The 21828-nt window shown below is 52.1% G+C and carries 26 protein-coding genes; 12 read left to right on the forward strand and 14 right to left on the reverse strand.

Annotated elements, in window-relative coordinates; translation table 11 throughout:
* Nucleotides 1-13: 13 nt before the first annotated feature.
* Both EZ315_RS04535 and EZ315_RS04540 read left to right on the forward strand, forming a co-directional pair.
* Nucleotides 14-1420 (forward strand): RagB/SusD family nutrient uptake outer membrane protein, encoded by a 1407-nt coding sequence (locus EZ315_RS04535; RefSeq protein WP_135470988.1) that lies wholly within the window; start codon nt 14-16, stop codon nt 1418-1420.
* 14 nt (nt 1421-1434) lie between these two features.
* Entirely contained in the window at nt 1435-2529 is a 1095-nt protein-coding gene (locus EZ315_RS04540) for a thioredoxin family protein (RefSeq protein ID WP_135470990.1), read from the forward strand.
* 109 nt (nt 2530-2638) lie between these two features.
* Here the strand turns inward: EZ315_RS04540 and EZ315_RS16315 are convergent, their stop codons facing one another.
* Nucleotides 2639-2776: a hypothetical protein gene (locus EZ315_RS16315; RefSeq protein WP_160653057.1), complete on the reverse strand. Its 138-nt coding sequence runs from the start codon at nt 2774-2776 to the stop codon at nt 2639-2641.
* 27 nt (nt 2777-2803) lie between these two features.
* On the opposite strand from EZ315_RS16315, the gene EZ315_RS04545 reads away from it, so the two are divergent.
* Nucleotides 2804-3355, forward strand: a complete 552-nt coding sequence (locus EZ315_RS04545) for a hypothetical protein (RefSeq protein WP_137070924.1) — start codon at nt 2804-2806, stop codon at nt 3353-3355.
* A gap of 179 nt (nt 3356-3534) precedes the next feature.
* Here EZ315_RS04545 and EZ315_RS04550 read toward each other — a convergent pair whose 3' ends face one another.
* Nucleotides 3535-4053: a ferritin gene (locus tag EZ315_RS04550; RefSeq protein ID WP_135470994.1), complete on the reverse strand. Its 519-nt coding sequence runs from the start codon at nt 4051-4053 to the stop codon at nt 3535-3537.
* Nucleotides 4054-4183: 130 nt separating this feature from the next.
* Between EZ315_RS04550 and EZ315_RS04555 the strand changes: the two genes are divergently transcribed.
* From EZ315_RS04555 to queG, 4 genes are read left to right on the forward strand one after another with little or no spacing between them, the layout of a single operon-like run.
* The gene (locus tag EZ315_RS04555; RefSeq protein ID WP_135470996.1) at nt 4184-5320 is read left to right on the forward strand and encodes an MraY family glycosyltransferase; all 1137 of its coding nucleotides are present in this window, start codon (nt 4184-4186) and stop codon (nt 5318-5320) included.
* Between the two features lie 7 nt (nt 5321-5327).
* Nucleotides 5328-6554, forward strand: a complete 1227-nt coding sequence (hflX, locus tag EZ315_RS04560; RefSeq protein WP_135470998.1) for a GTPase HflX — start codon at nt 5328-5330, stop codon at nt 6552-6554.
* Nucleotides 6544-7161: a polysaccharide deacetylase family protein gene (locus EZ315_RS04565; RefSeq protein ID WP_135471000.1), complete on the forward strand. Its 618-nt coding sequence runs from the start codon at nt 6544-6546 to the stop codon at nt 7159-7161. Before hflX ends, EZ315_RS04565 begins: the two co-directional genes overlap by 11 nt.
* Nucleotides 7162-7199: 38 nt before the next feature.
* Nucleotides 7200-8102 carry a tRNA epoxyqueuosine(34) reductase QueG gene (queG, locus tag EZ315_RS04570; protein ID WP_135471002.1) on the forward strand — a complete coding sequence of 301 codons (903 nt, stop codon included), beginning with the start codon at nt 7200-7202 and terminating at the stop codon, nt 8100-8102.
* On the opposite strand, the gene EZ315_RS04575 is transcribed toward queG, so the two are convergent.
* The 10 genes from EZ315_RS04575 to EZ315_RS04620 all read right to left on the reverse strand — a co-directional run bounded on the left by EZ315_RS04575 (nt 8038) and on the right by EZ315_RS04620 (nt 14550).
* Nucleotides 8038-8712, reverse strand: coding sequence for a TatD family hydrolase (locus EZ315_RS04575; RefSeq protein WP_135471004.1), 675 nt, complete (start codon nt 8710-8712; stop codon nt 8038-8040). The genes queG and EZ315_RS04575 overlap by 65 nt on opposite strands.
* A complete protein-coding gene (gene yidD, locus EZ315_RS04580; protein ID WP_135471006.1) occupies nt 8709-8918 on the reverse strand; it encodes a membrane protein insertion efficiency factor YidD in 210 nt (69 codons plus the stop codon). The genes EZ315_RS04575 and yidD overlap by 4 nt, the downstream gene beginning before the upstream one ends.
* Nucleotides 8915-9301, reverse strand: coding sequence for a ribonuclease P protein component (locus tag EZ315_RS04585; protein WP_135471008.1), 387 nt, complete (start codon nt 9299-9301; stop codon nt 8915-8917). The genes yidD and EZ315_RS04585 overlap by 4 nt, the downstream gene beginning before the upstream one ends.
* A gap of 85 nt (nt 9302-9386) precedes the next feature.
* On the reverse strand, nt 9387-10136 hold the full coding sequence (locus tag EZ315_RS04590) for a uroporphyrinogen-III synthase (protein WP_135471010.1): 750 nt from the start codon (nt 10134-10136) through the stop codon (nt 9387-9389).
* 13 nt (nt 10137-10149) lie between these two features.
* Nucleotides 10150-10908, reverse strand: a complete 759-nt coding sequence (locus tag EZ315_RS04595) for a DUF4271 domain-containing protein (RefSeq protein ID WP_160653073.1) — start codon at nt 10906-10908, stop codon at nt 10150-10152.
* A 102-nt stretch (nt 10909-11010) separates the two neighbouring features.
* Nucleotides 11011-11562: an LOG family protein gene (locus EZ315_RS04600; protein ID WP_135471013.1), complete on the reverse strand. Its 552-nt coding sequence runs from the start codon at nt 11560-11562 to the stop codon at nt 11011-11013.
* A gap of 49 nt (nt 11563-11611) precedes the next feature.
* Complete coding sequence (locus EZ315_RS04605; protein ID WP_135471015.1) at nt 11612-12118, reverse strand: hypothetical protein; 507 nt, start codon at nt 12116-12118, stop codon at nt 11612-11614.
* 35 nt (nt 12119-12153) lie between these two features.
* The gene (locus tag EZ315_RS04610) at nt 12154-12555 is read right to left on the reverse strand and encodes a hypothetical protein (RefSeq protein WP_135471017.1); all 402 of its coding nucleotides are present in this window, start codon (nt 12553-12555) and stop codon (nt 12154-12156) included.
* 137 nt (nt 12556-12692) lie between these two features.
* Nucleotides 12693-13991 carry a portal protein gene (locus EZ315_RS04615; RefSeq protein ID WP_170957461.1) on the reverse strand — a complete coding sequence of 433 codons (1299 nt, stop codon included), beginning with the start codon at nt 13989-13991 and terminating at the stop codon, nt 12693-12695.
* 25 nt (nt 13992-14016) lie between these two features.
* The gene (locus tag EZ315_RS04620; protein WP_135471020.1) at nt 14017-14550 is read right to left on the reverse strand and encodes a hypothetical protein; all 534 of its coding nucleotides are present in this window, start codon (nt 14548-14550) and stop codon (nt 14017-14019) included.
* A 234-nt stretch (nt 14551-14784) separates the two neighbouring features.
* Between EZ315_RS04620 and bioB the strand changes: the two genes are divergently transcribed.
* The 4 genes from bioB to EZ315_RS04635 all read left to right on the forward strand — a co-directional run bounded on the left by bioB (nt 14785) and on the right by EZ315_RS04635 (nt 18728).
* Nucleotides 14785-15762 (forward strand): biotin synthase BioB, encoded by a 978-nt coding sequence (bioB, locus tag EZ315_RS04625; protein WP_135471022.1) that lies wholly within the window; start codon nt 14785-14787, stop codon nt 15760-15762.
* Nucleotides 15752-16471 carry a HesA/MoeB/ThiF family protein gene (locus EZ315_RS04630; protein WP_135471023.1) on the forward strand — a complete coding sequence of 240 codons (720 nt, stop codon included), beginning with the start codon at nt 15752-15754 and terminating at the stop codon, nt 16469-16471. Before bioB ends, EZ315_RS04630 begins: the two co-directional genes overlap by 11 nt.
* Before the next feature lie 99 nt (nt 16472-16570).
* Nucleotides 16571-17698 (forward strand): uroporphyrinogen decarboxylase/cobalamine-independent methonine synthase family protein, encoded by a 1128-nt coding sequence (locus EZ315_RS16320; RefSeq protein ID WP_170957462.1) that lies wholly within the window; start codon nt 16571-16573, stop codon nt 17696-17698.
* 133 nt (nt 17699-17831) lie between these two features.
* A complete protein-coding gene (locus tag EZ315_RS04635) occupies nt 17832-18728 on the forward strand; it encodes a glycosyltransferase family A protein (protein ID WP_207104616.1) in 897 nt (298 codons plus the stop codon).
* A 119-nt stretch (nt 18729-18847) separates the two neighbouring features.
* Here EZ315_RS04635 and EZ315_RS04640 read toward each other — a convergent pair whose 3' ends face one another.
* Entirely contained in the window at nt 18848-19537 is a 690-nt protein-coding gene (locus tag EZ315_RS04640) for an SIMPL domain-containing protein (RefSeq protein WP_135471027.1), read from the reverse strand.
* 154 nt (nt 19538-19691) lie between these two features.
* Between EZ315_RS04640 and EZ315_RS04645 the strand changes: the two genes are divergently transcribed.
* On the forward strand, nt 19692-20867 hold the full coding sequence (locus EZ315_RS04645; protein ID WP_135471028.1) for a DegT/DnrJ/EryC1/StrS family aminotransferase: 1176 nt from the start codon (nt 19692-19694) through the stop codon (nt 20865-20867).
* Between the two features lie 13 nt (nt 20868-20880).
* Here the strand turns inward: EZ315_RS04645 and EZ315_RS04650 are convergent, their stop codons facing one another.
* The gene (locus EZ315_RS04650) at nt 20881-21645 is read right to left on the reverse strand and encodes a leucine-rich repeat domain-containing protein (protein WP_135471030.1); all 765 of its coding nucleotides are present in this window, start codon (nt 21643-21645) and stop codon (nt 20881-20883) included.
* Nucleotides 21646-21828 lie beyond the last annotated feature (183 nt).

Genomic DNA, 21828 nt, shown 5'->3' on the forward strand with positions numbered 1-21828 from the left:
AGACTTTTTCATCATGAGAAAAAAATATATTTCACTCCTCCTGACACTGCTTGCCGTGTTCACCTCCTGTGACGACAAGCTCGACATAACTCCCCGCGGATTCTCGACTCTCAACACCGTCGACGACCTCGGCGCGCTCATCAACAAGGAATGGCGCATATATGACTGGGATTTCAACCACGAGATGATCACCGGCAACACATTCGCACTGTGGTCGACTCCCGAGGAAATATTCAATGTGAAAAACTCCGTGGAGTACGCGTTCATCTACGCTGACGAGTCCGTTGACCGCGTCGCTCTATGCGAGGAGGACGACCGCTACAAGGAGATTTACTCGAATATAAAATACTGCAACATCGTGGCCTGCCAGATGCCTGATCTCGACGGTGACCAGTACAAGAAAAACCGCTTCATAGCACAGGCACGCATACTCCGCGCATGGTTTCACTTCCTGGCCGTGAACCTATGGGCCGCACAGTATGACGAGGCCACCGCCGCATCGACCGGAGGCGTGCCTTACGTGGATAATATCGATTTCGGTGCCGAGAAGACCAAGCTCACCGTGGCCCAGGTCTACGAGAAGATCCTCGCCGACTGCTCCGACGAGCTTATAGAATGCCTCGACAAAACCCCGACCGACGATCCCTTCCGCTTCGAGGCCGACTTCGGCTACGCAGTGCGCGCCCGTGTGCTCTTCCAGATGAAACGCTACGAAGAGGCAGCCACATATGCCCGCAAAGCTCTCGAGATCAACCCCACCATCGAAGACCGCTCTACCATAGTCGACAAAGGCACCTGGGAATCCACTTTCAACTCGCCCAACCATTACATGTTTATCCTCACCAGCTTCGTCACCAACCAGTCCGAAATGGGCAACATGACACTCACTCCCAAGTTCCTCAGCCTCTACGAACAGGGCGACTATGTGCGCTACTATTCGCGCGAGGATGACTGGACCGAATATGACGACCTGCTCTACGGACCCGAGGGGAGCGCAAATTACTCGCCCCAGGGTGCGGCCCGCATCAACGTGTGGGGACTGCGCGCCGAGCAGATGTACTACGTGCTTGGCGAGTGCCTTATCCGCGCGGGACAAATCGACGAGGGTCTCGACCAGGTCGACAAGGTGCGCAAATACCGCATACACCCCGAATTCTACAGACCCTTCAAAGGCACCGTCAACACCAAACAGGAGGCCATGGCCCTGCTGAGCAAAGCCAAGACCGTGGAGTGCATAATATCATATGAAAACTTCTTCGACTGCAAGCGTCGCAACACCGAGCCTGAATATGCAGCCGATGTGGTGCACCACATGGACGATTTCGGAGACTTCACCATCCGCCCCAACTCTCCGCTGTGGATCTATCCCTTCCCCATGAACGCCACCAACTTCAACCCGTCTCTGACCCAGAACATCTAATATTCCAATAATTGATGAAAAAAACTATCATTTCAGCTCTGATAGCCATGGCTGGCATTATGCCGGCTGCGGCTCAGACAGAATTCCGCCACATCACATTCGACGAAGCAAAGACAGCCGCCAAGGCTGAAGGCAAACTCATCTTCGTAGACTTCTACACACAGTGGTGCGGACCCTGCAAACGCATGGCGGCCAATGTATTCCCCAAAAAGGAAATCGGAGATTATCTCAACCCCAATTTCGTATGCCTCAAGCTTGACGCCGAGGCCGAAGGTGCCGCGCTCGCAAAGACAGTCGAAGTCAAGGCCTACCCGACTCTCATGGTGTTTGATGCCGACGGCAACAAGCTCGGATCATTCGCCGGCATGAAGGACGGACAGGACTTCATCACCGCAGTAGAAATGTGCAAAAATCCCGAACTCTCCCCCGAGCGCGTCACCGCGCGCTACGAGGCCGGCGAGCGCACCCCAGAAGTGGTGAGAGCATATGCCATAAGCATCGTGGACAACGCTCGCGACTACATGTCGGCATTCTATCAGGCCGGCAAGATAATCGACGACTACTTCGAATCCCTCAATGAGCAACAGCGTCTGAAACCTGAAAACCACTTCATGTTTGACTCCTATACCACCGGCTACAACACTCCCCGCGTCCAGTTCATGATTGCCAACCGCGACCGTTTCGACACCTCAAAGAGCAACGACATAGCCGAACAGATCAAACAACAGATGACTTTCGAGGCAAACCGATACTTCACCACCAATGTAATAACCGACCAGGCATCGCGCCAGGAGTATGACAAATTCAAACAGAACGTCGAAAAAATGGGTCTGACATCCAAATTTGCCAACATGTTCCGCTTCGCCGAAGCCCACGCCTCAATGGATGTGGAGGCATACGTAGATTTCTGTGACAAAAATTTTGACACACTCGACACGGAAGAGCAGGGCTCACTGCTGGCACAGCTCTCAAAGACTTTCGCACCCTCGACCCCTGAGCAGATCAAAAAAGTCAGCGGTTTCGCACGCAAGCGGCTCCCCGATCTTCCCATCTCACAGCTGCTCATGACAGCCTACTCGCTCCACGATCTCGAAGTTCCCAAACACTAACCCTAAATACTGAAAATTCACACACACACAAAACGACCGACTCGGCACCATGATAATGCAATCATGATGCCGAGTCTCTTTTTATAGGCTATCTATTGCCGGCAACCCTCTAAGCCGCCAATAGAAAAAATATCAGATAGCTGTCAATATCCCTGCCGAGCATCCGGCGTAGCTTCTCTATGAGGCGCGCCTTACGCTTCTTTACCGTGATCTCCGACACCGACATGAGCCGCGCGATTGCTGGCAAATAGTGGTATACAATATTTCCGATCCGATGTCACCGGTACTGAAAAAAATGTTCCGTGACCGCAACCGCTTCTATCAGATCGTAGCAAAAGACAGTGTTGACATGTTTCTGGACTACACATTCCGAAGCCGCATAGGCAAATACGTGTGGAACAAACCAAAGACATCCAAATTCAACGAGACTGAATACAACAACTATCTGCAATACGTTAAGGGAATTCATAATTGGGAAAAGAAGCCTCAATACATCGCAACCCTCTACACTGCCCGCCACTGGATTGACGGCAACCACCGCGCAATGCTCGACGAGATGCACAATGCCCTTCGTTACGGAATATTCAATGACGACGCCAAACTCAGCTATATACAGGGGCATATCATACAGCTATGTACCACGGACAACCAGCCATTGATAGCCGAAGCCTACGAATGGATGCGGCAGATTGCTGACGAATACCCCATAGGGTATTACAGATCGGAGTATATGAGACTACAGGCTCGTCTGCTCACAGCCCAAGGCAAATCAGATGAAGCCAAAGAGCTTGAAGAGAAAGCACGCAAGGTAAGAATGACACAATAAATACCAACAAAAGAATCCGCCACCCCCTTCAAAACGGTTGGGGCAGGCGGAATGAATACAGGAGAACTCTTTGGAGCAATGAACCGTAAGATCTATAATTTAAATCTATATTTCGGGACGATGCTCTGAAGAGTTCTCCTGTTCTATTGTCTTAATCCTTTGGTCTTAAACACCGGCAATCACTCGGCTGCAAGAGGCGAGGGTGCGGCATAGGTGCGGGCTGCAAGCTCGGTGTTGAGCATATAGAGACCCATGCCGTTGTCGCCGATAAGGCGGAGCTTGTCGATGAGAGCGCGGCAGTTGTCCTCCTCCTCGACCTGCTCACCTACAAACCAGTTGAGACGGTCGCGGGTGGCATAATCCTCTTCCTGCATGGCGAGAGTGTAGAGACTGTTGATGAGAGCGGTCACCTTCTGTTCGTGCTCAAGTGTGGCACGGAACACCTCCATGGGTGAATCCCAGGTGGTGGGGACAGCATCAATAGCCTTGAGCATCACACGGCCTCCACGCTGATTCACATAGTTCATGAAGATAGTGGCGTGAGCCTGCTCCTCCTGAAACTGGATCTTGAACCAGTTGGCAAATCCTGCGAGACCCTCGGCCTCAAAATACTGCGCCATTGACAAGTAGAGATAGGCACTATACAGTTCGGCATTAATCTGCTCATTGATAGCGTCCTGAACTTTTGGGTTTAACATAACGGAATCTGTTTAAATGAATTAATTATTTTCGAGGGCAAATTTAGTGTTTTTCTTTTATATTCCCCAAATTATGCCTATCTTTGCCGAAAATCATCACTGCAAGTTGACAATATAAGGACGTGTGTCTATGGCTTATTGGATCATTAATTCGCTAATAGTTTTCGCGCTGTGCGTATTGCTCGCCGGCGTGCTGATACCTCAGATACTTCTGATTGCATACCGACGCAAACTTTTTGACGAAGTTGATGAAAGAAAAATCCACAAAGGGCTTATCCCTCGACTGGGGGGTATAGCTTTCGTACCCGTAATACTCCTGTCGATTGCACTTACAATCGCCGCCAACATCATCTCGGGCTCGCCTCAGTTCGGCAACGTGTTCTTCAACAACAGCCTGCTGATGATAGCCCTGTTTTGCAGCCTGCAACTGCTCTACCTTGTCGGTATCGCCGATGACCTCATAGGCATAAAGTACCGTGCAAAGTTCGTGGTGCAGATAGTATGTGCCGTGCTTCTGATCAGCGCGGGATGCTGGTTCACCACGCTTGCCGGATCGTTAGGCATCGAGAACATGCCATCATGGATGGGCATGCCGTTCACCGCAATAGTAATAGTGTTCATCATCAATGCCATGAACCTTATCGACGGCATCGACGGCCTTGCTTCGGGACTCAGTTCAATAGCCACAGGCATATACGGCATCTCCTTCCTGCTGCTCGGGGAATATGCCTATGCGATAATATCGTTAGCCTCTCTCGGAGTGCTATGCCCATTCTTCTATTACAACGTGTTCGGAGATGTGAAGAAGCACTCCAAGATATTCATGGGCGACACCGGGTCGCTCACCATCGGACTGATACTCAGCATGCTCGGCATAAAGCTGTTCACCCATCCCTACGATCCGGTACTCAACTTCCAGCCGGCAGTCCTGGCATTCTCTCCCCTGATCATCCCCAGCTTCGATGTGCTGAGAGTGTACCTGGTACGCATACGCCAGCACCGCTCCCCTTTCCTTCCCGACAAGAACCACATACACCATAAATTCCTTGCCGCAGGGATGAATCCCCGCACAGCAATGGTAACCATCATCACTATATCCACACTGTTCACTCTCATCAATCTCGGGTTGAGCCGGATGCTGAACATCAACATTATAGTGATGCTGGATGTTATAATATGGCTGATATTCAACTCCTATCTCAACGCCCACATACGCCGCCACAAGGAGGCAGAGGCAGAAGCCAGATCAGCTAAAAAGAATCACTAATCATTCGATGATCGACCAGATACTCAGCGAAGAGACCACGGAGCGTGCAGTGCTCGTAGGGCTCATAAGCAACCAACAGAACGAAACGAAAGCCAAGGAATATCTCGACGAGCTCGCATTCCTCGCCGACACGGCAGGAGCTGTCACAGTCAGGACTTTCCTACAGAAACTCGAATACCCTAACCCCCGCACATACGTCGGAAAAGGGAAGCTCGATGAGATACGTGCCTACATCGAGGACAACGACATAGGCATGGCAATATTCGATGACGACCTGTCCTCCAAGCAGGTTGTAAACATCGAGCGTGAACTCAAAGTGAAAATCCTTGACCGCACAAGCCTGATCCTTGACATATTCGCAAAACGTGCACGCACGGCAAACGCAAAGACCCAGGTGGAGCTCGCCCAGTACCAGTATCTCCTCCCCAGGCTCACACGCATGTGGACTCACCTTGAGCGTCAGCGAGGCGGCATAGGCATGCGCGGTCCGGGAGAGACCCAGATAGAGACCGACCGCCGTATAATCCTCAACAAGATATCCTTGCTGAAAGAGGAGCTGCGCGCCATCGACAAGCAGAAGGCTGTGCAACGCAAGAACCGCGGCAAGCTCACGCGTGTAGCCCTCGTGGGATACACCAATGCCGGCAAATCCACCCTCATGAATGTACTGAGCAAGAGCGAAGTGTTTGCCGAGAACAAACTGTTTGCCACACTTGACACCACAGTGCGCAAGGTGATCATCGACAATCTGCCGTTCCTTCTCACCGACACAGTAGGATTCATACGCAAGCTCCCCACCCATCTGGTCGACTCGTTCAAGTCGACCCTCGATGAAGTGCGCGAAGCCGACCTTCTGGTCCACGTGGTCGACATATCACACCCTCAGTTCGAGGAACAGATACAGGTTGTCGACAAGACTCTTCGCGAGGTGTGCGACGGAGCCGACAAGCCCATGATAATGGTGTTCAACAAGATTGACGCTTTCACCCACGTGGAGAAGGATGAGAATGACCTCACCCCGCGCACACGCGAAAACATCTCTCTCGATGAGCTTGAAAAGATGTGGATGGCAAAACTTCCCCACGACTGTGTGTTCATATCAGCCAAGTCAGGGCAAAACATCGACAAGCTAAAACAGATGCTCTACGACCGTGCCAAGGAGATACACCTGACGCGCTTCCCCTACAACGACTTCCTGTTCCAGAAATACGACGAGTTAGGAGATGTGGATTGAGCAGCCCCCGACGTTCTATCGTCTGCTCTTCACCGAAGCATGGTGGAGAGTGAAGCGTCGCGGACGCAAGGTGGTGTTCCTCACGTTCGATGACGGTCCTGTGCCTGAGGAGACCCCCTGGGTGCTCGACCTTCTTGACAAGGAGGGCATAAAAGCCACATTCTTCATGGTAGGCGACAATGTGCGACGCCATCCCGAACTGCTTGAGGAAGTGAAACGCCGCGGCCACTCCTACGGCAACCACACCATGCACCATCTGCAAGGGATCAAGGAGTGCAACCAACGCTACTTCCGAGACATCACCGAAGCCTCCAATCTCATCCACTCCACACTGTTCCGCCCGCCCCACGGTATCATGTGGCCCGGGCAGGCACGCCTGATAAAGCGTCATTACAATGTGGTGATGTACGACCTCGTGACACGCGACTATTCCAAACGTCTCAACGGCGACCAGGTGCTCCAAAATGTGATGCGCTATGCACGCAACGGCAGCATAATAGTGTTCCACGACTCCATCAAGGCTCATAAGAACATGCGCTACGCTCTGCCACGCGCCATAAAATGGCTCAAGGAGCAGGGCTATGAGTTCGAGGCTCTGCCAATGTAGCCGCAGCAAGGGAAAGCCTTACGGCAAATGAATTGAATATGGACAGCGAGGATATCAAACGCCTGGTGACCGGCACAGGAGCCGTCGCAGTAGGGATTGCCGCGACCGCACCTGTCGGCCTCGATGCCGAGAGCCTGTACCTTCAATGGATTGCCGCCGGAAAACATGGGGGCATGAGCTATCTTGAGAAATACCAGGATGTGCGTCGTGATCCCCGCCTGCTCCTTGAAGGGGCTGAAAGCATAATTGTAGCAGCGTTCAACTATTACAACCGTGACAACGGCAAGCTCCGCTGGGCACGTTATGCCCTCGGACGTGACTATCACGAGGAGATACGGGAGCGGCTCGATGCCGTGGCTACAGCAATAACAATCACCTCCGGGGCACAATGCCGCGTGACTGTCGACACCGCACCTCTGCGCGAACGCTACTGGGCAGAAAGAGCCGGAGTGGGATTCATAGGAATAAACAACCAGCTGATAGTCCCGGGAGCGGGGTCATGGTGTGTGCTCGGATCGATCATCACCACCTTGCCTTTAGACGCTGACACCCCTTCAGGCAGGAGCTGTGACGGCTGCATGAGATGCGTCCGCGCCTGTCCGGGACGCGCCCTTGACGGCAAAGGAGGTATGGATGCCTGCAAGTGCCTGAGCTACCTCACCATAGAGCACCGCGGAGAATATGACGCGACACCTGACAGGATATACGGATGCGACGTATGCCAGGAAGTGTGCCCTCATAATGCCACGGCAATCCCCACTGAGATAGGCGGATTCTCACCGAGAGCAGAGATCCTCGGTCTTGGATGCAAAGACATCCTTGAAATGGAGCAGAGTGAATTTTCACGCATATTCACCCACTCCGCCATCAAGCGCACTAAGCTTGCGGGGCTTCAACGCAACGCCCGGATGCTAAATCAGGGAGAGACACAGCCGGAGTGACAGGGAGGGAAGCGACAATATCCTCGAACGGGACCTCGGACTCATCCGTCTCAGCCAGCATACGCTCAGCGGGAGTAGCCTCCACCGACAATGGATTGAACATCTCGCCATAGCTCAGATAGAATCCCCATTTCAACAGATCCTTCGCGAGCCCGGGGCGTCCGCGGAATCCATGTATTATCCATGTCTGACGAGGCTTGAGGTCTATGCGGAGCTTAAGTATCTCGGGATAACGCTTCACGACATGCAGCAGAAGTGGCTTTCCCACCTCCTCGCTAAGCCTTATATGCAGCATTAGGAGCTCAAGCTGGCGTTCGATATCAGGGAGAGCCTGCACCACCTCCCTGGTGGTGCCATGTGACACCAGCTCATAAGCCACATGAACGGAGTCGAGCCCAGTCTCCCCTACTGCCACGACGCGGTGGTCACGTGCCAGCCTGTTCAGGCTGTCAACATCGCGCTTAGTGTAGCATCCGGCATTCCAGGGATGTATCCCCACGGAGTAATACCGGTCATCCTCAAGCCTTATGCCACGCGCCGGAACTGACACCGGATCAATGTTGACCACAGCTCCGGGACGTGAAATATGTGTATGACTATCAATAATCATGGTACAGGATCATAGCCCGAACCACCCCAAGGATGGCACCGTGAAATCCTCTTTACGGTGAGCCACAGCCCTTTGATTGCCCCATGCCTATTTATCGCCTCTATGGCATATTCACTGCAGGTAGGGGTAAAACGGCATGACGGCGGAAGCATGGGCGAGATACATGCCCGATAGAAATATATGGGCAACAGAAAGAGTCGTTTCATTTATCCTCGCCAGGTGGTTTTACTGACGCAAGCAGCCGCTTCAGCGCATGCTCCACCTTGGCATAAGGCAGAAGTTTGTCAGCAACATATATGAACGCGAGGTCGGCAGGAAGGTCGGGTGATATCAGACTGCGGTTTAGACGATAGGCCTCACGTATGCGCCTGCGCATCGTCACACGGTCCACTGCATGACGCAGGCGTTTCTTCGGGACGGAAACGAGAAACCTCGGACACTTCACCCCGCGCACATCGTCAATCCTCCACGCCAGACGCAGAGGATAGGCAAGCGTAGAGCTCACCTGCGGGTCATTGCGCGAGAAGAGACGGCCTATGGCCGTCTCACTGCATAGTTTCTCGATTTTATATAGTCGAAGCCCTTTCATCGGCAATGGATTACACTTATCAGGCAACGGCGCATACCGCGGCCCTGTTACTTAATTGTGGCGACAGACAGGAGGCGCACCGTGGTCAGGATGCTGCCACCGAAGCCTTAAGGTAACTGTCGAGCGCGCCGGTCATGGACGGATTGCCTGGCGACGGCGCCTCGATATCGAGCCGCAGTCCGGCATCCCGGGCGGCCTGACAGGTGGTAGGACCGAAGCATGCTATCTTTATGTCACCCTGCTCGAAACCGGGGAAGTTCTTTAGAAGCGACTGGATTCCGGCAGGAGAGAAGAAGATGAGCATATCATAGTCAAACGACTCGTCGGGTCCGAAATCGTTGCTAACCGTGCGGTACATCACAGCCTTTGTGTAGTTTATCCCAGCCTTGTCAAGAAGCCCGGAATCCTCCTTATGCACATCGGACACCACCCAAAGGAAATTCTCTTTCTTATGCTTGATGAGCGACGGCAGAAGGCTCTCCAGCTTACCGTTGTCGCCATGGAATATCTTACGCTTACGGTACACGATATATTTTTGCAGATACAGAGCTATAGCCTCTGTGGTGCAGAAATATTTCATAGTCTCCGGAATGGTGATACGCATCTCCTCACAGATACGGAAGAAATGGTCAATTGCCGTACGAGCTGTGAAGATAATAGCTGTGAAATCGGGTATGGAAATCCTGGACTGACGGAACTCCTTGGAAGTCAATCCCTCGACCTTGATGAAGGGGCGCAATACAACCTCTACACCATACTTGTCGGCGATGTCATAGTAAGGAGATTTACCCGATTCGGGAGCAGGCTGTGACACCAAAATTTTCTTAACTTTCACGACGTATTTTTTCTTAAGTTTGTAGCAGCAAGTTATGCAAAACCAGTACTGCCCGGTATATTAGAACAAGGGGTACAATTTCGAGAGTGCAAAGGTACAAAATAAAATAAAGCAACGAGCCAAAATTGTCGTAAAAAAGCCTAAAACCTTTGCAAATGAACGCCAAACGCGCCAGAATATAGAAACCGATACCCAGAATTATTATTATCCTTGAGGCTGCCGGATTGAACAGCACAAACAGCGCAGGCACCACAAGCAGCATACACAGCAATGACTGAGAGGCATTGAACCCCTTCATCCACATACGCGCCGATACCTTGTCGGCAAATATCGCGCCCACTGTCCCGTAAGCAGCGAGCTGCCACAGATAGTACACCATGGCTATGAGCGAGAAAACCCCTATTATCACAAATTCGCCCGACACAGGCCCCAGCACCGGACGCTCGGGAAATGCGGAATTGATGATTATACCCTCGCACAGACAGGCTATGAGCACAATGGAAATCTGTACACCTGTCTCGCTGAAAGTACGCACCCCGAATGTCTCCTCCCTGCGGCGCACACTAAGAAGATCGGACAAGAAATTCTTGAAGAATGTGGAATAATGACGGAAATTAGCCGCAAGCAGAAGGAACATCCCTATGAGCAGGCAGAGCACACCCGAATCATATCCCGGAAGCCCGGCACGCTCCATAGGTTCAAGCCCATGGGTGTAAGGTATCTCGCCGAGAGTCATATCGGTAAGCTCAGCCCGGGTGAGAGGTCCGTTCATAAGGAGCGACACATCCAAGGGCTGCCAACAGGGTGAATACGGTATGGAGTCTGGGAGCATTTGATAAAAACGACCGGATGTCATGGTTATGAATTCAACACTTTATGCCCCATGTTCAACAGCCTCTCTGATCACGCTGATAGCCTCCGAAGGGGTCGATACAATTCTTGCAGGGATTATGCCTCCACGCATGAACCCTTGCTCCATCATACGGTCGAACATGTCGATCAGCGGATCGAAGAACCCATCGGTGTTCACAATCACAACCGGACCCTCAAAGATGCCGAGCTGATGCCAGGTCATCATCTCGCACAGCTCGTCAAGAGTGCCGATCCCTCCGGGCAGAGCGATTGCCGCACATGCATTACGAGCCATTGTCTCCTTGCGCGCATGCATCGACGGCGTGTCGATACACTCTGTGAGACCGGGATGCGCCCACCCTCTCTCAAGCATGAAGTGAGGGAGCACGCCGGTGGCGGTGCCGCCAGCCCCTATCGCACCTTCGATGGTCTCAGCCATCAGTCCGCGGTAGCCTCCACCACTGACAAGGGCATAACCTGACCTGGCTATGAGTGCGCCCATCTCGCGTGCCGCCTCAAGATATACCGACGGCACGGATGATGAGGACGAGCAATATACTACGATTCCTTTCATTACGACATTTTTGAGGGTGCAAAGTTACGAATTTTTATCGAGATTCCCCCTATCCTTCATGACGTATCGCAGGGTAAATATCCGGAGAAAGAGCCGACATCACCGTACGGTGCCATCCGGAAGCCAGCGAGGCGAAATTTTCCGATACCGGCACAGCCCCTTCTGAAGCGGATGCCGCACACCATGTGCTCAGGGCGGTAAAAGCCACACACTGTTCGATAGCCCGGCGCACTATTCCATGACGTGTGGTGGTGAACGACTCCGGAGTGAGCAACTCCGCCCACATGTCGGCATCGGGAGCTGCATCAGCCTCAGTGAAACCTACAGCCGTGTCGCCCGCCTCTCCGTCAAGCGAAGTATCCCTGACCAACGGACCAAGCTTAAGCATGACCTCGGCAAAAGCATTACGGATCATAAGCGCGAGCACACCCGATCGCTGCCGGCACAGCACCGGAGCAAGCACGGCTCTCTCATCATCACTGCATGAAAGAGCCTGAAGGGCTGCAAGCGCGTGAACAGTGCTCAATATAGCATTAGAAGACAAATGATAAGTCATAGTGATAGAAAACAAGAATTGATGAGTAAAAAGAATCAGGAGCGTGCCGCGGCAGAAGCCGAACGCAGTCGCTGCACAAGTCGCAGCGCAGTGGAGGGAGCGATGAAGAACTGCGATGCCGATTCGGATGCGAGAATGTATCCGAGAGCCTCCGGAAGATTGCATCCCGTACGCGCCATGTAAACAGTACACTTCATATTGAGTTCTTCCCAAAGGGCAAGACGGCGGTCACGCCTGAGCGGCATACGTCCGTGGCGCAGGACACGCAGCATGCGCAACGCATATGTGTAGGTACAGTAATAATGGGGTGCCGGACTCAGAGCGGCGGTCATAGCTACTTTGGAGATGTTGATCTCTTCATCGGCAGGCAGATTACGTATCACACGGCGACAGGCTTCAAGGAAATGACGATTGCGGGTTTCAATTAAAGATAGCATGATTCTGTGAGGATTAAATGATTGATAATGGTTATGTGCACAACTATTAGGCTTGCATTTCATTGGCAAATATACCATACAACATGGGCAATATTCCCGCCCATATATGTGAAACATTGTTATAACAGGTCATTCCGTCAACAATCCACCGCCATAAGAGCCTTGCCGTCCCTGACACTGCGAAACGAATTGAATGTCTCGAAAATGTCAAGCAGTGCTATTGCCGAGTTCTGTACCTGCGTCTCATACAGCGATGCCGACATATTTCCGCCCATCGGCTGTCCCTGGAGAGCTGTCGACACCCCGGATATCTGACGGAACATATTCATTTCCAAGTCGAGAAGCTGCGACGCCCCCTCGCTGCGTGCCGACGACACCACTTCTGACGGCATGCGTGACGCCCTGGCATTTACAGGTATCACCGCGCCTGGCTTGCTCCACATCCTTATAGTGCTCTCAAAAGAGCCTCCCGCCGGAATAGCGTCAACAGGGAAAAGCAATGCTCCCTTCGCGCTATGTGCAAGGATATGGTCGATCATAGTGATGAGCTGATTGATGTGCCGTTGCTGATCTATCACATCCTCGATGAACGGATGCACCTCTCCGTCGGTCAAAGGATACATATTCACCACAAATGGGTGCGATCCATGGCGATAAGGGGAGACAGTCTCGTCGATCATAGTGCCGTCAGGTGTAAAGAACCGTCCATGCCAAGCCCCTCCCGACCGGCTGTCACCCTCAAATGTCCACACTTCGATCACACGGCAAAGAGAAGGATCGGAGGCGGCATTGAACAGCACACCTGTGTCACATATCCCGAGCGGTGAAGCCAGCAACCCGAGTTGCGGACGCATCGCCACCGACTTGCTGAATATATTGGATATGTCACGGAGCCGACGTCGATTATTGTGCCCGAAACGCATCTTCATCTCATGAAGCGACATCTCATGGAGCATGCCTATCAGACGTATGTCAAAACCTCTCGGGTCAAGGTAACGGTTGCAGAAGAACCTGTCGGGATTCACATTGTCAATCCACACTCCGGAACCTTCGAAGCGACGCTCATAGCTCACCTTCTGTATGGCGCATCCCGATATAAGGAACTCTTCGAGGGCACGTGCATCCAGCTCATCGAGACGGTTAGCGAGACCGATAGCTTTCAGACGTTCGTCACCGGCCTCTTTCCGGTCCATAAGCTCACGGCGGAAACGCCCCACGACACTCTTCACAAGCGAACGGATTAGATTGTTTGTAATAGGGCGGCGTCCGCACCGGCGCGCATGCTCCTCATCGGATATCATATTTCCGTCAGTGTCACGTACGGCATCGTCCCATTGCTGTCCGTAAGTGAAACGTTTGAGCCTGCGTCGGGTGGCGCGTATATTGCCACACGCCTCCCAGGCTGCACGTGATGATTCAAGCAGAGTCATAGTCATAGAATTATCGGATTGTTATATTTTTTCAACACCGGGCAAACCCCTCAGTGGCAGCCCGGTCAAATGAGTATATGCCATCGCGACGGATTGCACATACCAAGGCGGAAAGCCTGTCGCCCGAAGCAGCAGGATAGAGCGAAAGCGAACCGTCCGTATGAAGCACAGCCACAGGACTGTCGGCACACGCCCTGGTGTAAGGATGGAGCTGGCTGACCGCGGTAGGGCTGTCCGGATCGGTCACTATCCACGCGGGACGGCTCCAGCCCGAAAGCCTTACGCACAGCACCCTCAGCACACCCGGTGGAAGGCGGATTGTCACCGACCCGCCCGAAGGAGCCGGCATAGCGGTATCCGCGGCGATGTCCTCCGGAGCAAGCAATGATTCGTCAGCCTCAAGAAGCAACTTCCGGTACCACTCCTCCATTTCGGCCATGAGTATCGAATCAAGGTCCATTCCGTCAGAACGCTGCACACAGGCATCGCCGCACACCGATGGCGTGTAGCCACTGTGTGTACGCCATAACGCAAGGAATTCTTCGCGTGTGAGATGTAATTTCATAATGACTTGTAAGTAAAAAAGATGTAGTGTGAGTGAAAAAGATAACGCAAAGTTATAGCTGCAAGGCGGGGCATATGGTGTGATAATGTCGCCATAACGATAGGATTATTCTCCGAAAAAAGGTAATTTTGCAACTGATACATAATCCAAAACTGAGCGACTGCCAATATCCCGTCCTAAACACGTAGAATTGCTGTCAGCCAGACTTTCATACATCAACCATATACTTAATTCATGAATCCCCAACAGATACACGACATAAAGGAACGAGTGCTCGCCGGAGGTAAGATCTCCCGGCAGGAAGCACTCTCACTCGCTGATATCACCCCTGAAAGCCGCCAAGCCCTAAGGGAAGCGGCATCAGAGATCACTGCTCGTTTCAGTACACGCCGATTCGACTCCTGCTCCATCATCAGCGCACGTTCCGGCAGATGTCCTGAGGACTGCAAATGGTGCGCCCAGTCGGCTCATTACCGCACGACAATAGACACTTACCCTCTCGTAGACCGGGACACATGCATGGAAATGGCTGACCACAACCATCGGGCAGGCATACAACGGTTCTCACTTGTAACGAGCGGGAAGAGCGTCACAGGCAAGGCTCTCGACACCATATGCTCCTACTACAGCAACCTCAGGGAAAAACATCCGGAGATGAGCCTTTGCGCATCAATGGGTCTGCTTGACTATGACGCCATGACAAGATTGCGCGAGGCAGGGGTACAACGTTATCACTGCAACATGGAAAGCTCGCGCAGCTTCTTCCCCACCCTATGCACCACCCATACCCAGGACGACAAACTTGCCACCATCGAGCGAGCCCGCCGTGCCGGATTAGAGATATGTTCAGGAGGGATCATAGGGATGGGAGAGACCATGCGCCAACGTATAGAATTTGCCCTTGAACTGCGTGAGATTGCTCCGGCAAGCATACCCATAAATGTGCTTCAGCCCATTCCCGGGACACCGCTCGAAGGGATGGACCCGATCAGCGATGACGAATACCTCGACACAGCGGCCATATTCCGCATCATACACCCCAAGGCGGTGCTGAGATTTGCAGGAGGCAGGGCTCGCATCTCGCCCTCAGCCCAACGCGAGGCTCTTAAGATAGCTATAAACGGAGCGATAATGGGTGACATGCTCACAACAATCGGGTCGCAGATCGAAGATGACAAACGAATGGTAAAGGAGGAAGGATATGAATGGTGACCAGCGTTACCGCGGACACATCTCACTGTGCGAGATCGACCTTCCGGGACAAAAGCGAATCTCCGAAGGGAAAGTGCTGATAATCGGGGCAGGAGGGCTCGGGTCCCCCGCATGCCTATACCTCGCCGCCGCTGGAGTGGGACATATAGCAGTGCTCGACCCCGACACGGTGAGCCTTAGCAACCTGCAACGTCAGATAATGCACGGCACCCCCGACATAGGCCGCCCCAAGGCCGTCTCCGCAAGCGAATCAATGCTCCGCATCAATCCCGAAATCCACGTACGTCCTGTCATTGACCGTCTCACGCCGTCAAACGCCCGCGATATGATGGAGGGATATGACCTGATACTCGACTGCACCGACAATCATGCCACACGTCTGCTCATCAACGACACATGCGTGACCCTTGGAAAGCCCTATGTGTTCGGAGCAGTAAGGCGTTTTGAAGGGCAGGTGTTCACCCACATACCCGGTAGTGCCGATTACCGTGACATCTTCGGAGACGAAACCCGCGAGGACGGCGACATCCCATGTGCCATAGAAGGTGTGCTCAACTCTGTGGTGGGCATAATAGGCTCGCTCCAGGCTACAGAGGCGGTGAAATACCTCGCCGGAGCGGGTGATCTGCTCACCGACAGAATACTCACTATGGATGCAATCACTATGACCTTCAACACATTCAATATCGAAGGCGAAAAAGAGGTATAAGCATCAAAGGTGGATAGCAGTACTTGCCGTCTCGGATTTTTTACTTACCTTTGCATCACGAAAATAAGAAGAGTTAAATTCATCAATACACTCATTATTATGACTTTGACAAACCAGTTATCACCTCGGGTAGAGATTGTGGGCAGCTTCCTGCCCCCTGAAGAGCTCGAACAGGCAATCGAGCAGAAATGCCAGGGCAATCTCTCCATCGACGAACTACACACAATTGAGGACCGAGTGATCGACCGCCTCATCGACCGAGAAATTGAAGCCGGACTCAGCATAGTAACCGATGGCGAAATGCGCCGCAAAGCATGGGACCGCGACTTCTGGGAAGGACTCGACGGCATGAGCCGCGAACGTATCGACACCGGACGAATATATCAGGACGACCCTGTGCACCACGACCTGCTACGATTCAGCGGACGCATAAAATACAATCCCGAACACCCTTTCTTCGAGAAATTCTCACATATGCAGGAACTTGCTGCAGGGCGAGCCAGCGTGAGGCAGACCATACCATCGCCCGGCGAACTGTATATGCGCATAATGATGATGACCAACGGCGAGCCTGCAAAGATATATGAGTCGCCAGAGACTCTCGAAGAGGACATAATCGAGGCCTACCGCCTCACCATCAACGAGCTATATCGCCGAGGATGCCGTTACATACAGCTCGACAGCTCAGTGTGGGGCAGGCTCAGCGAACCCGAATTCGAAAAAATACTGCTGCTCGGCGGCATGGACCCCGATGTCATAACTGAAACCCTCCTCCGTCTCCTCAACACTACCCTCGCCGGCACTCCCGATGACCTTGAGGTAACACTCAGCATAGCAGCCGACGAGACACGCACACCGCGCTGGGGCGATGAGAAAGAGCTGCGCCATCTCATAAAGATGCTTGAAAATGTCGACACGGATGCATTCCTACTCCCATTCGACCTACGTGAGCCACAGCACACCGAAGTGCTCAGCCATCTGCCGGCGGGCAAGCGGGCAATCCTCGGGCTTGTGGACGGAAGCATCGCTGGGCTTGAGGATATCGACGACATAGTCGAGGCTGTCAATGCCGCTTCGCGCCATATGGACCCGGCATACATATCCATCAGCCCCACATGCGGATTCAAGGTGCGCAACCGCGAACGCCAAGGCCTCAACTACGAGACCCAGTGGACCAAAATCAACCTCCTTGAAGAAGCCGCCGAAAAGCTCCGCACTCAAAAATAAATCCACATCTTCGAACCAAATAACAGGCATGAAGATATGTTGTAGCCCACAGCACATCCTCATGCCTGTTTACATTAATTGCCTTAAAATCATCTGGCAATACCATTCTTTAGGACTGAGCCATCCCCTGCCGATGAACTTGCTTACCGTTTTCACACCTGCATTCAACAGTGCCCACACTCTGCGTAGGCTTTACGAAAGCCTTGTCACACAGTCATGCCCCGATTTCGAATGGCTTGTGATCGACAACGGCTCCTCCGATTTCACACAACAGCTCATCGAAGGGTTCAAGCGCGAAGGGCGAATACACATTGCCTATATCCGTCAAGAGCATGGCGGACCTCACAACGCTTACCACACCGCCTATGCCAATATCTCCACCGAATTGTGCGTATGCATCGATGCTGACAATTTCATGCCGGAGGATGCCGTAGAGACAATTGCGACCAACTGGCGTGAGAAAGGGGGTACCGCCAATGCCGGCATAATAGGGCTAAACTGCCATATGGATACTATGGAAGCCATCGGCAGAAGATTCCCCGAGGATATCGCCAAAGCATATTTCCCTGAGCTTTATGCACAAGGGTTCAACCTGCACAACTGCACACCGGTGACGCGTACCGACCTCATGCGTGACGCAGTTATACACACTGGAGATGACGTAGATGATGACCTCACCCTCCTGTATGCACTGCTACAGATATCCGACTCTTTGCCTATGCTGACAGCTAACGAATGCTTCTCCATAACTGACACACAGGTGAGGATGGATATATCTCCGCAAGAGAGCATATTCAAGAGATATGCCGAGTCACCCCGGAGCTTCGCCAGGCTCAGGCATCTTGAAATGAGGCTGAAACACACCTCGCTCCGTCATTCCTACCGTTCCGCCATGCACTATGTGGCATGCATCCTTCTTGCAGGCGGCCATGACATTATTATGGATTCACGACACAAGGCACTCACAATTCTCGCCGGTATTCCAGGCTACATAATGTACCGCTACATCTCACACCGTTATAAGAGATAATCCACAATATCATCTCTACACCGGAGAAATCGGAAAAATACAATAGGACCAAAGAGCTAAAAATTCAGCACTCCGGTCCTATTGTATTTATAGAGCATTGACCTATAAAGTCATATTGTCTAATCCTCAAGATAGTAGATTATAGTAGAGACTACTCTGACCTTCTTGATGAAAGGTGTGCTCGAATCGGAATTGTCAATCGAGAACTGCCCCTGCGAAGCGGTCTTGATCTTGCCTACCCGGCTGTCGCTGTCAGCCGCAAACTGGTCAGCAGCCGCACGCGCATTCTTCGTTGCCTCCGCAATCATCTCAGGCTTGATGTCATTAAGGCCGGTAAACTGATAGTTGATATATGAGTTGGAGAATGCTATCCCCTCCTTAAGCAACTCGCTCTGACGGTTGAGCAGTTCGCGCACCTTGTCGACCTTCCTGGTAGTAACAGTCACAGTGCAATTTATCGAGTAGTTGTATCTGAACGAATCAGATGCATACCTGTTGCTTGCCGCATCATAAGCATCCGGCGGATTGACCGAAATTTCATCAGGAGAAATCCCATTGGATGTGAGGAATTTGACAATCGTTTCATTGTTGGAGCTGACCTTATTGTACATTGTCACCAGGTCATTGCCGGCAATACTGTAGGCTATAGGCCATGTGACCAGATCGGCTGACACCTCACGCTCGGCAAGGCCGCGCACAGTAACCTCACGGTCGCGAAATGCAATATTGTCAATTCCGGCTTTGAGAGTGAAGCCAAGCACAATGAGACCGAACGCAAGCAGCGCAGCTGGGATAATTTTGCTTTTCATAAATAAATGTTGTGTTAGTTGGTTATTACCGGAGTCTTGTCGGCAACAAATATAGCGAAGAAATTTCATTATATTCATCCGATACATGTTAAAAACTATTATTTTATCCGTATCTTTGCACACCGAAATATCAACCTATCCACACCTCATACAAATGACCCCGAAAGCATCACCACGGCGCATCCATCTATGCCTATGCCATATGAGCGGCAATGAACAGAGATATATCGACGAAGCGTTCGCCGACAATTGGGTGGTACCGTTAGGTCCGAATGTCGACGCATTCGAGAACAGCCTTCAGGATTTCCTCTCGAAAGGAGATCCTTCGAGAGACCATCTCCGCATCGCAGCTGTCTCAGCCGGCACCGCCGCCATTCATCTCGGGCTTATTCTTGCCGGAGTCAAAGCCGGCGATGAGGTAATATGCCAGAGCTTCACATTTGCGGCGTCAGCCAACCCTGTGACATACCAGGGCGCGACACCGGTATTTGTGGACTCAGAGTCTGATACATGGAACATGGACCCCGCGCTCCTTGACTTCGCCATCTCCGACCGCATTGCAAAGACCGGACGAAAACCGAGTGCCATCATTCCGGTACATCTCTACGGAATGCCGGCCAAAATGGATGAAATCATGATGATTGCTGACAAATGGGACATACCTGTAGTAGAGGATGCAGCTGAAGCACTCGGGTCCAGTTACCGTGGACATGCCTGCGGCACATTCGGCAATTTCGGGGCTTTAAGCTTCAACGGCAACAAAATGATCACAACTTCGGGCGGTGGGGCTTTAGTGTGCCCCGACCAAGAGTCGCGCGCCAGAGCAGTGTTCTTTGCAACCCAGGCACGCGAATCCTACCCCTATTATCAGCACGAGAACATCGGATACAACTACCGCATGAGCAACATATGTGCGGGCATAGGCCGCGGACAGATGACAGTGCTTGACGAGCATATAGCCCATCATCGCCGTCTCGCCGCACTCTATGCATCGCTTCTGGCAGATGTCGAGGGGGTTGACTTCCACGCCAATCCCTCCCCCGAGTCAGATGCCAACTTCTGGCTGTCGACCATCACCATTGACCCCTCACTCACCGGAGGCCTCACTCCCGATGAGCTAAGGCTGCATTTCGAATCGCTTAACATCGAGACAAGGCTGCTATGGAAACCCATGCATATGCAACCGGTGTTCAGCAAGGCTCCAGCCTACACCAACGGTGTGAGCTCAAGCCTTTTCAGCCGCGGGCTATGCCTCCCCTCCGGACCATGGGTCACAGAAGAGGATGTCGAAATGATTGTCAGTGAGATCAAAAGGCTAGCGTCACGATAGGCTCAGCCATATATCATCTCACCGCATTTGAATACACCGGAGTGACAGTAGCCCCATCGTATTGCCACGGAGCGGATGTGAAGTTGGCAGGGACAGAAGCCTCGTCAAACCATGCCTTGACAGCAAACGTAGTGCCATCACCCGGGTTTCCTTCAAAATTCAGAAGGTTGAGTTTACGGTTGGCGGAGACATCCAACGACGAAAGCAGATTGTTCTCACATTGCAGCTGCACAAGATCCGGACAACGGCTCACATCCACGCTCGTTAGCCTGTTCTCTCCACACATCACAAACTCGGCATCGGGATTGCTCCTGAGGTCAAGCGTTGCTATCGCATTGCGTGCACATTTAAGGATCTCAAGGTCAGGATTTCCGTTCAAGTCGAGCGAGGTGAGCTGATTGGCATCACAATTGAGCTCCTCAAGGTCAGGATTGTGAGTAAGATCTATCTCCGTGAGCTTATTGAAATTACATGTCAGACGTTCAAGTTCGGTAAGAAACTCCACACCCTTGAGAGACGTGATATCTCCTCCGGTAAGGGGATTCCCTCCCACATCCACAATCTTAAGGTCCTTTACATCACCATAGAGGATACGTTCAGCATTCTTGATATACCCCTTTTCCTGCATCTCCTGGGCAAAGACAGGATCAATCTGAGCTGTTATATCTGTGGCAGGAGACGGCGTAAAGTTCTCGGCTGTGTTATTGTCATCATCACTACAGGCAGTAAAAGCAGCCATGGCAGCCAAAAGAGGCACAAATCGGAATATCTTTTTCATAAAAACACTTATTTGGATTTGAACATATAACATACTGCCGCCGACAATGGTTCTCTCTATAAAAGCTTATTTGCCTGACAACTTGATGATTCTCCTGACATCCCCAATGCTTTTCCATATCCTTACGCACACATACCCCACATACGGCAACATAAACTATGCCCGGCATAATAAATTAACTAC

It is taken from the genome of Duncaniella freteri (assembly GCF_004766125.1).
Lineage (GTDB): Bacteria > Bacteroidota > Bacteroidia > Bacteroidales > Muribaculaceae > Duncaniella > Duncaniella freteri.

Coding starts and splice junctions, on each gene's coding strand:
- EZ315_RS04535 (WP_135470988.1), top strand. CDS start 14: ATGAGAAAAAAATATATTTCACTCCTCCTGACACTGCTTGCCGTGTTC.
- EZ315_RS04540 (WP_135470990.1), top strand. CDS start 1,435: ATGAAAAAAACTATCATTTCAGCTCTGATAGCCATGGCTGGCATTATG.
- EZ315_RS04545 (WP_137070924.1), top strand. CDS start 2,804: ATGTCACCGGTACTGAAAAAAATGTTCCGTGACCGCAACCGCTTCTAT.
- EZ315_RS04550 (WP_135470994.1), bottom strand. CDS start 4,053: ATGTTAAACCCAAAAGTTCAGGACGCTATCAATGAGCAGATTAATGCC.
- EZ315_RS04555 (WP_135470996.1), top strand. CDS start 4,184: ATGGCTTATTGGATCATTAATTCGCTAATAGTTTTCGCGCTGTGCGTA.
- hflX (WP_135470998.1), top strand. CDS start 5,328: ATGATCGACCAGATACTCAGCGAAGAGACCACGGAGCGTGCAGTGCTC.
- EZ315_RS04565 (WP_135471000.1), top strand. CDS start 6,544: ATGTGGATTGAGCAGCCCCCGACGTTCTATCGTCTGCTCTTCACCGAA.
- queG (WP_135471002.1), top strand. CDS start 7,200: ATGGACAGCGAGGATATCAAACGCCTGGTGACCGGCACAGGAGCCGTC.
- EZ315_RS04575 (WP_135471004.1), bottom strand. CDS start 8,712: ATGATTATTGATAGTCATACACATATTTCACGTCCCGGAGCTGTGGTC.
- yidD (WP_135471006.1), bottom strand. CDS start 8,918: ATGAAACGACTCTTTCTGTTGCCCATATATTTCTATCGGGCATGTATC.
- EZ315_RS04585 (WP_135471008.1), bottom strand. CDS start 9,301: ATGAAAGGGCTTCGACTATATAAAATCGAGAAACTATGCAGTGAGACG.
- EZ315_RS04595 (WP_160653073.1), bottom strand. CDS start 10,908: ATGAACGGACCTCTCACCCGGGCTGAGCTTACCGATATGACTCTCGGC.
- EZ315_RS04600 (WP_135471013.1), bottom strand. CDS start 11,562: ATGAAAGGAATCGTAGTATATTGCTCGTCCTCATCATCCGTGCCGTCG.
- EZ315_RS04605 (WP_135471015.1), bottom strand. CDS start 12,118: ATGACTTATCATTTGTCTTCTAATGCTATATTGAGCACTGTTCACGCG.
- EZ315_RS04610 (WP_135471017.1), bottom strand. CDS start 12,555: ATGCTATCTTTAATTGAAACCCGCAATCGTCATTTCCTTGAAGCCTGT.
- EZ315_RS04615 (WP_170957461.1), bottom strand. CDS start 13,991: ATGACTATGACTCTGCTTGAATCATCACGTGCAGCCTGGGAGGCGTGT.
- EZ315_RS04620 (WP_135471020.1), bottom strand. CDS start 14,550: ATGAAATTACATCTCACACGCGAAGAATTCCTTGCGTTATGGCGTACA.
- bioB (WP_135471022.1), top strand. CDS start 14,785: ATGAATCCCCAACAGATACACGACATAAAGGAACGAGTGCTCGCCGGA.
- EZ315_RS04630 (WP_135471023.1), top strand. CDS start 15,752: ATGAATGGTGACCAGCGTTACCGCGGACACATCTCACTGTGCGAGATC.
- EZ315_RS16320 (WP_170957462.1), top strand. CDS start 16,571: ATGACTTTGACAAACCAGTTATCACCTCGGGTAGAGATTGTGGGCAGC.
- EZ315_RS04635 (WP_207104616.1), top strand. CDS start 17,832: ATGAACTTGCTTACCGTTTTCACACCTGCATTCAACAGTGCCCACACT.
- EZ315_RS04640 (WP_135471027.1), bottom strand. CDS start 19,537: ATGAAAAGCAAAATTATCCCAGCTGCGCTGCTTGCGTTCGGTCTCATT.
- EZ315_RS04645 (WP_135471028.1), top strand. CDS start 19,692: ATGACCCCGAAAGCATCACCACGGCGCATCCATCTATGCCTATGCCAT.
- EZ315_RS04650 (WP_135471030.1), bottom strand. CDS start 21,645: ATGAAAAAGATATTCCGATTTGTGCCTCTTTTGGCTGCCATGGCTGCT.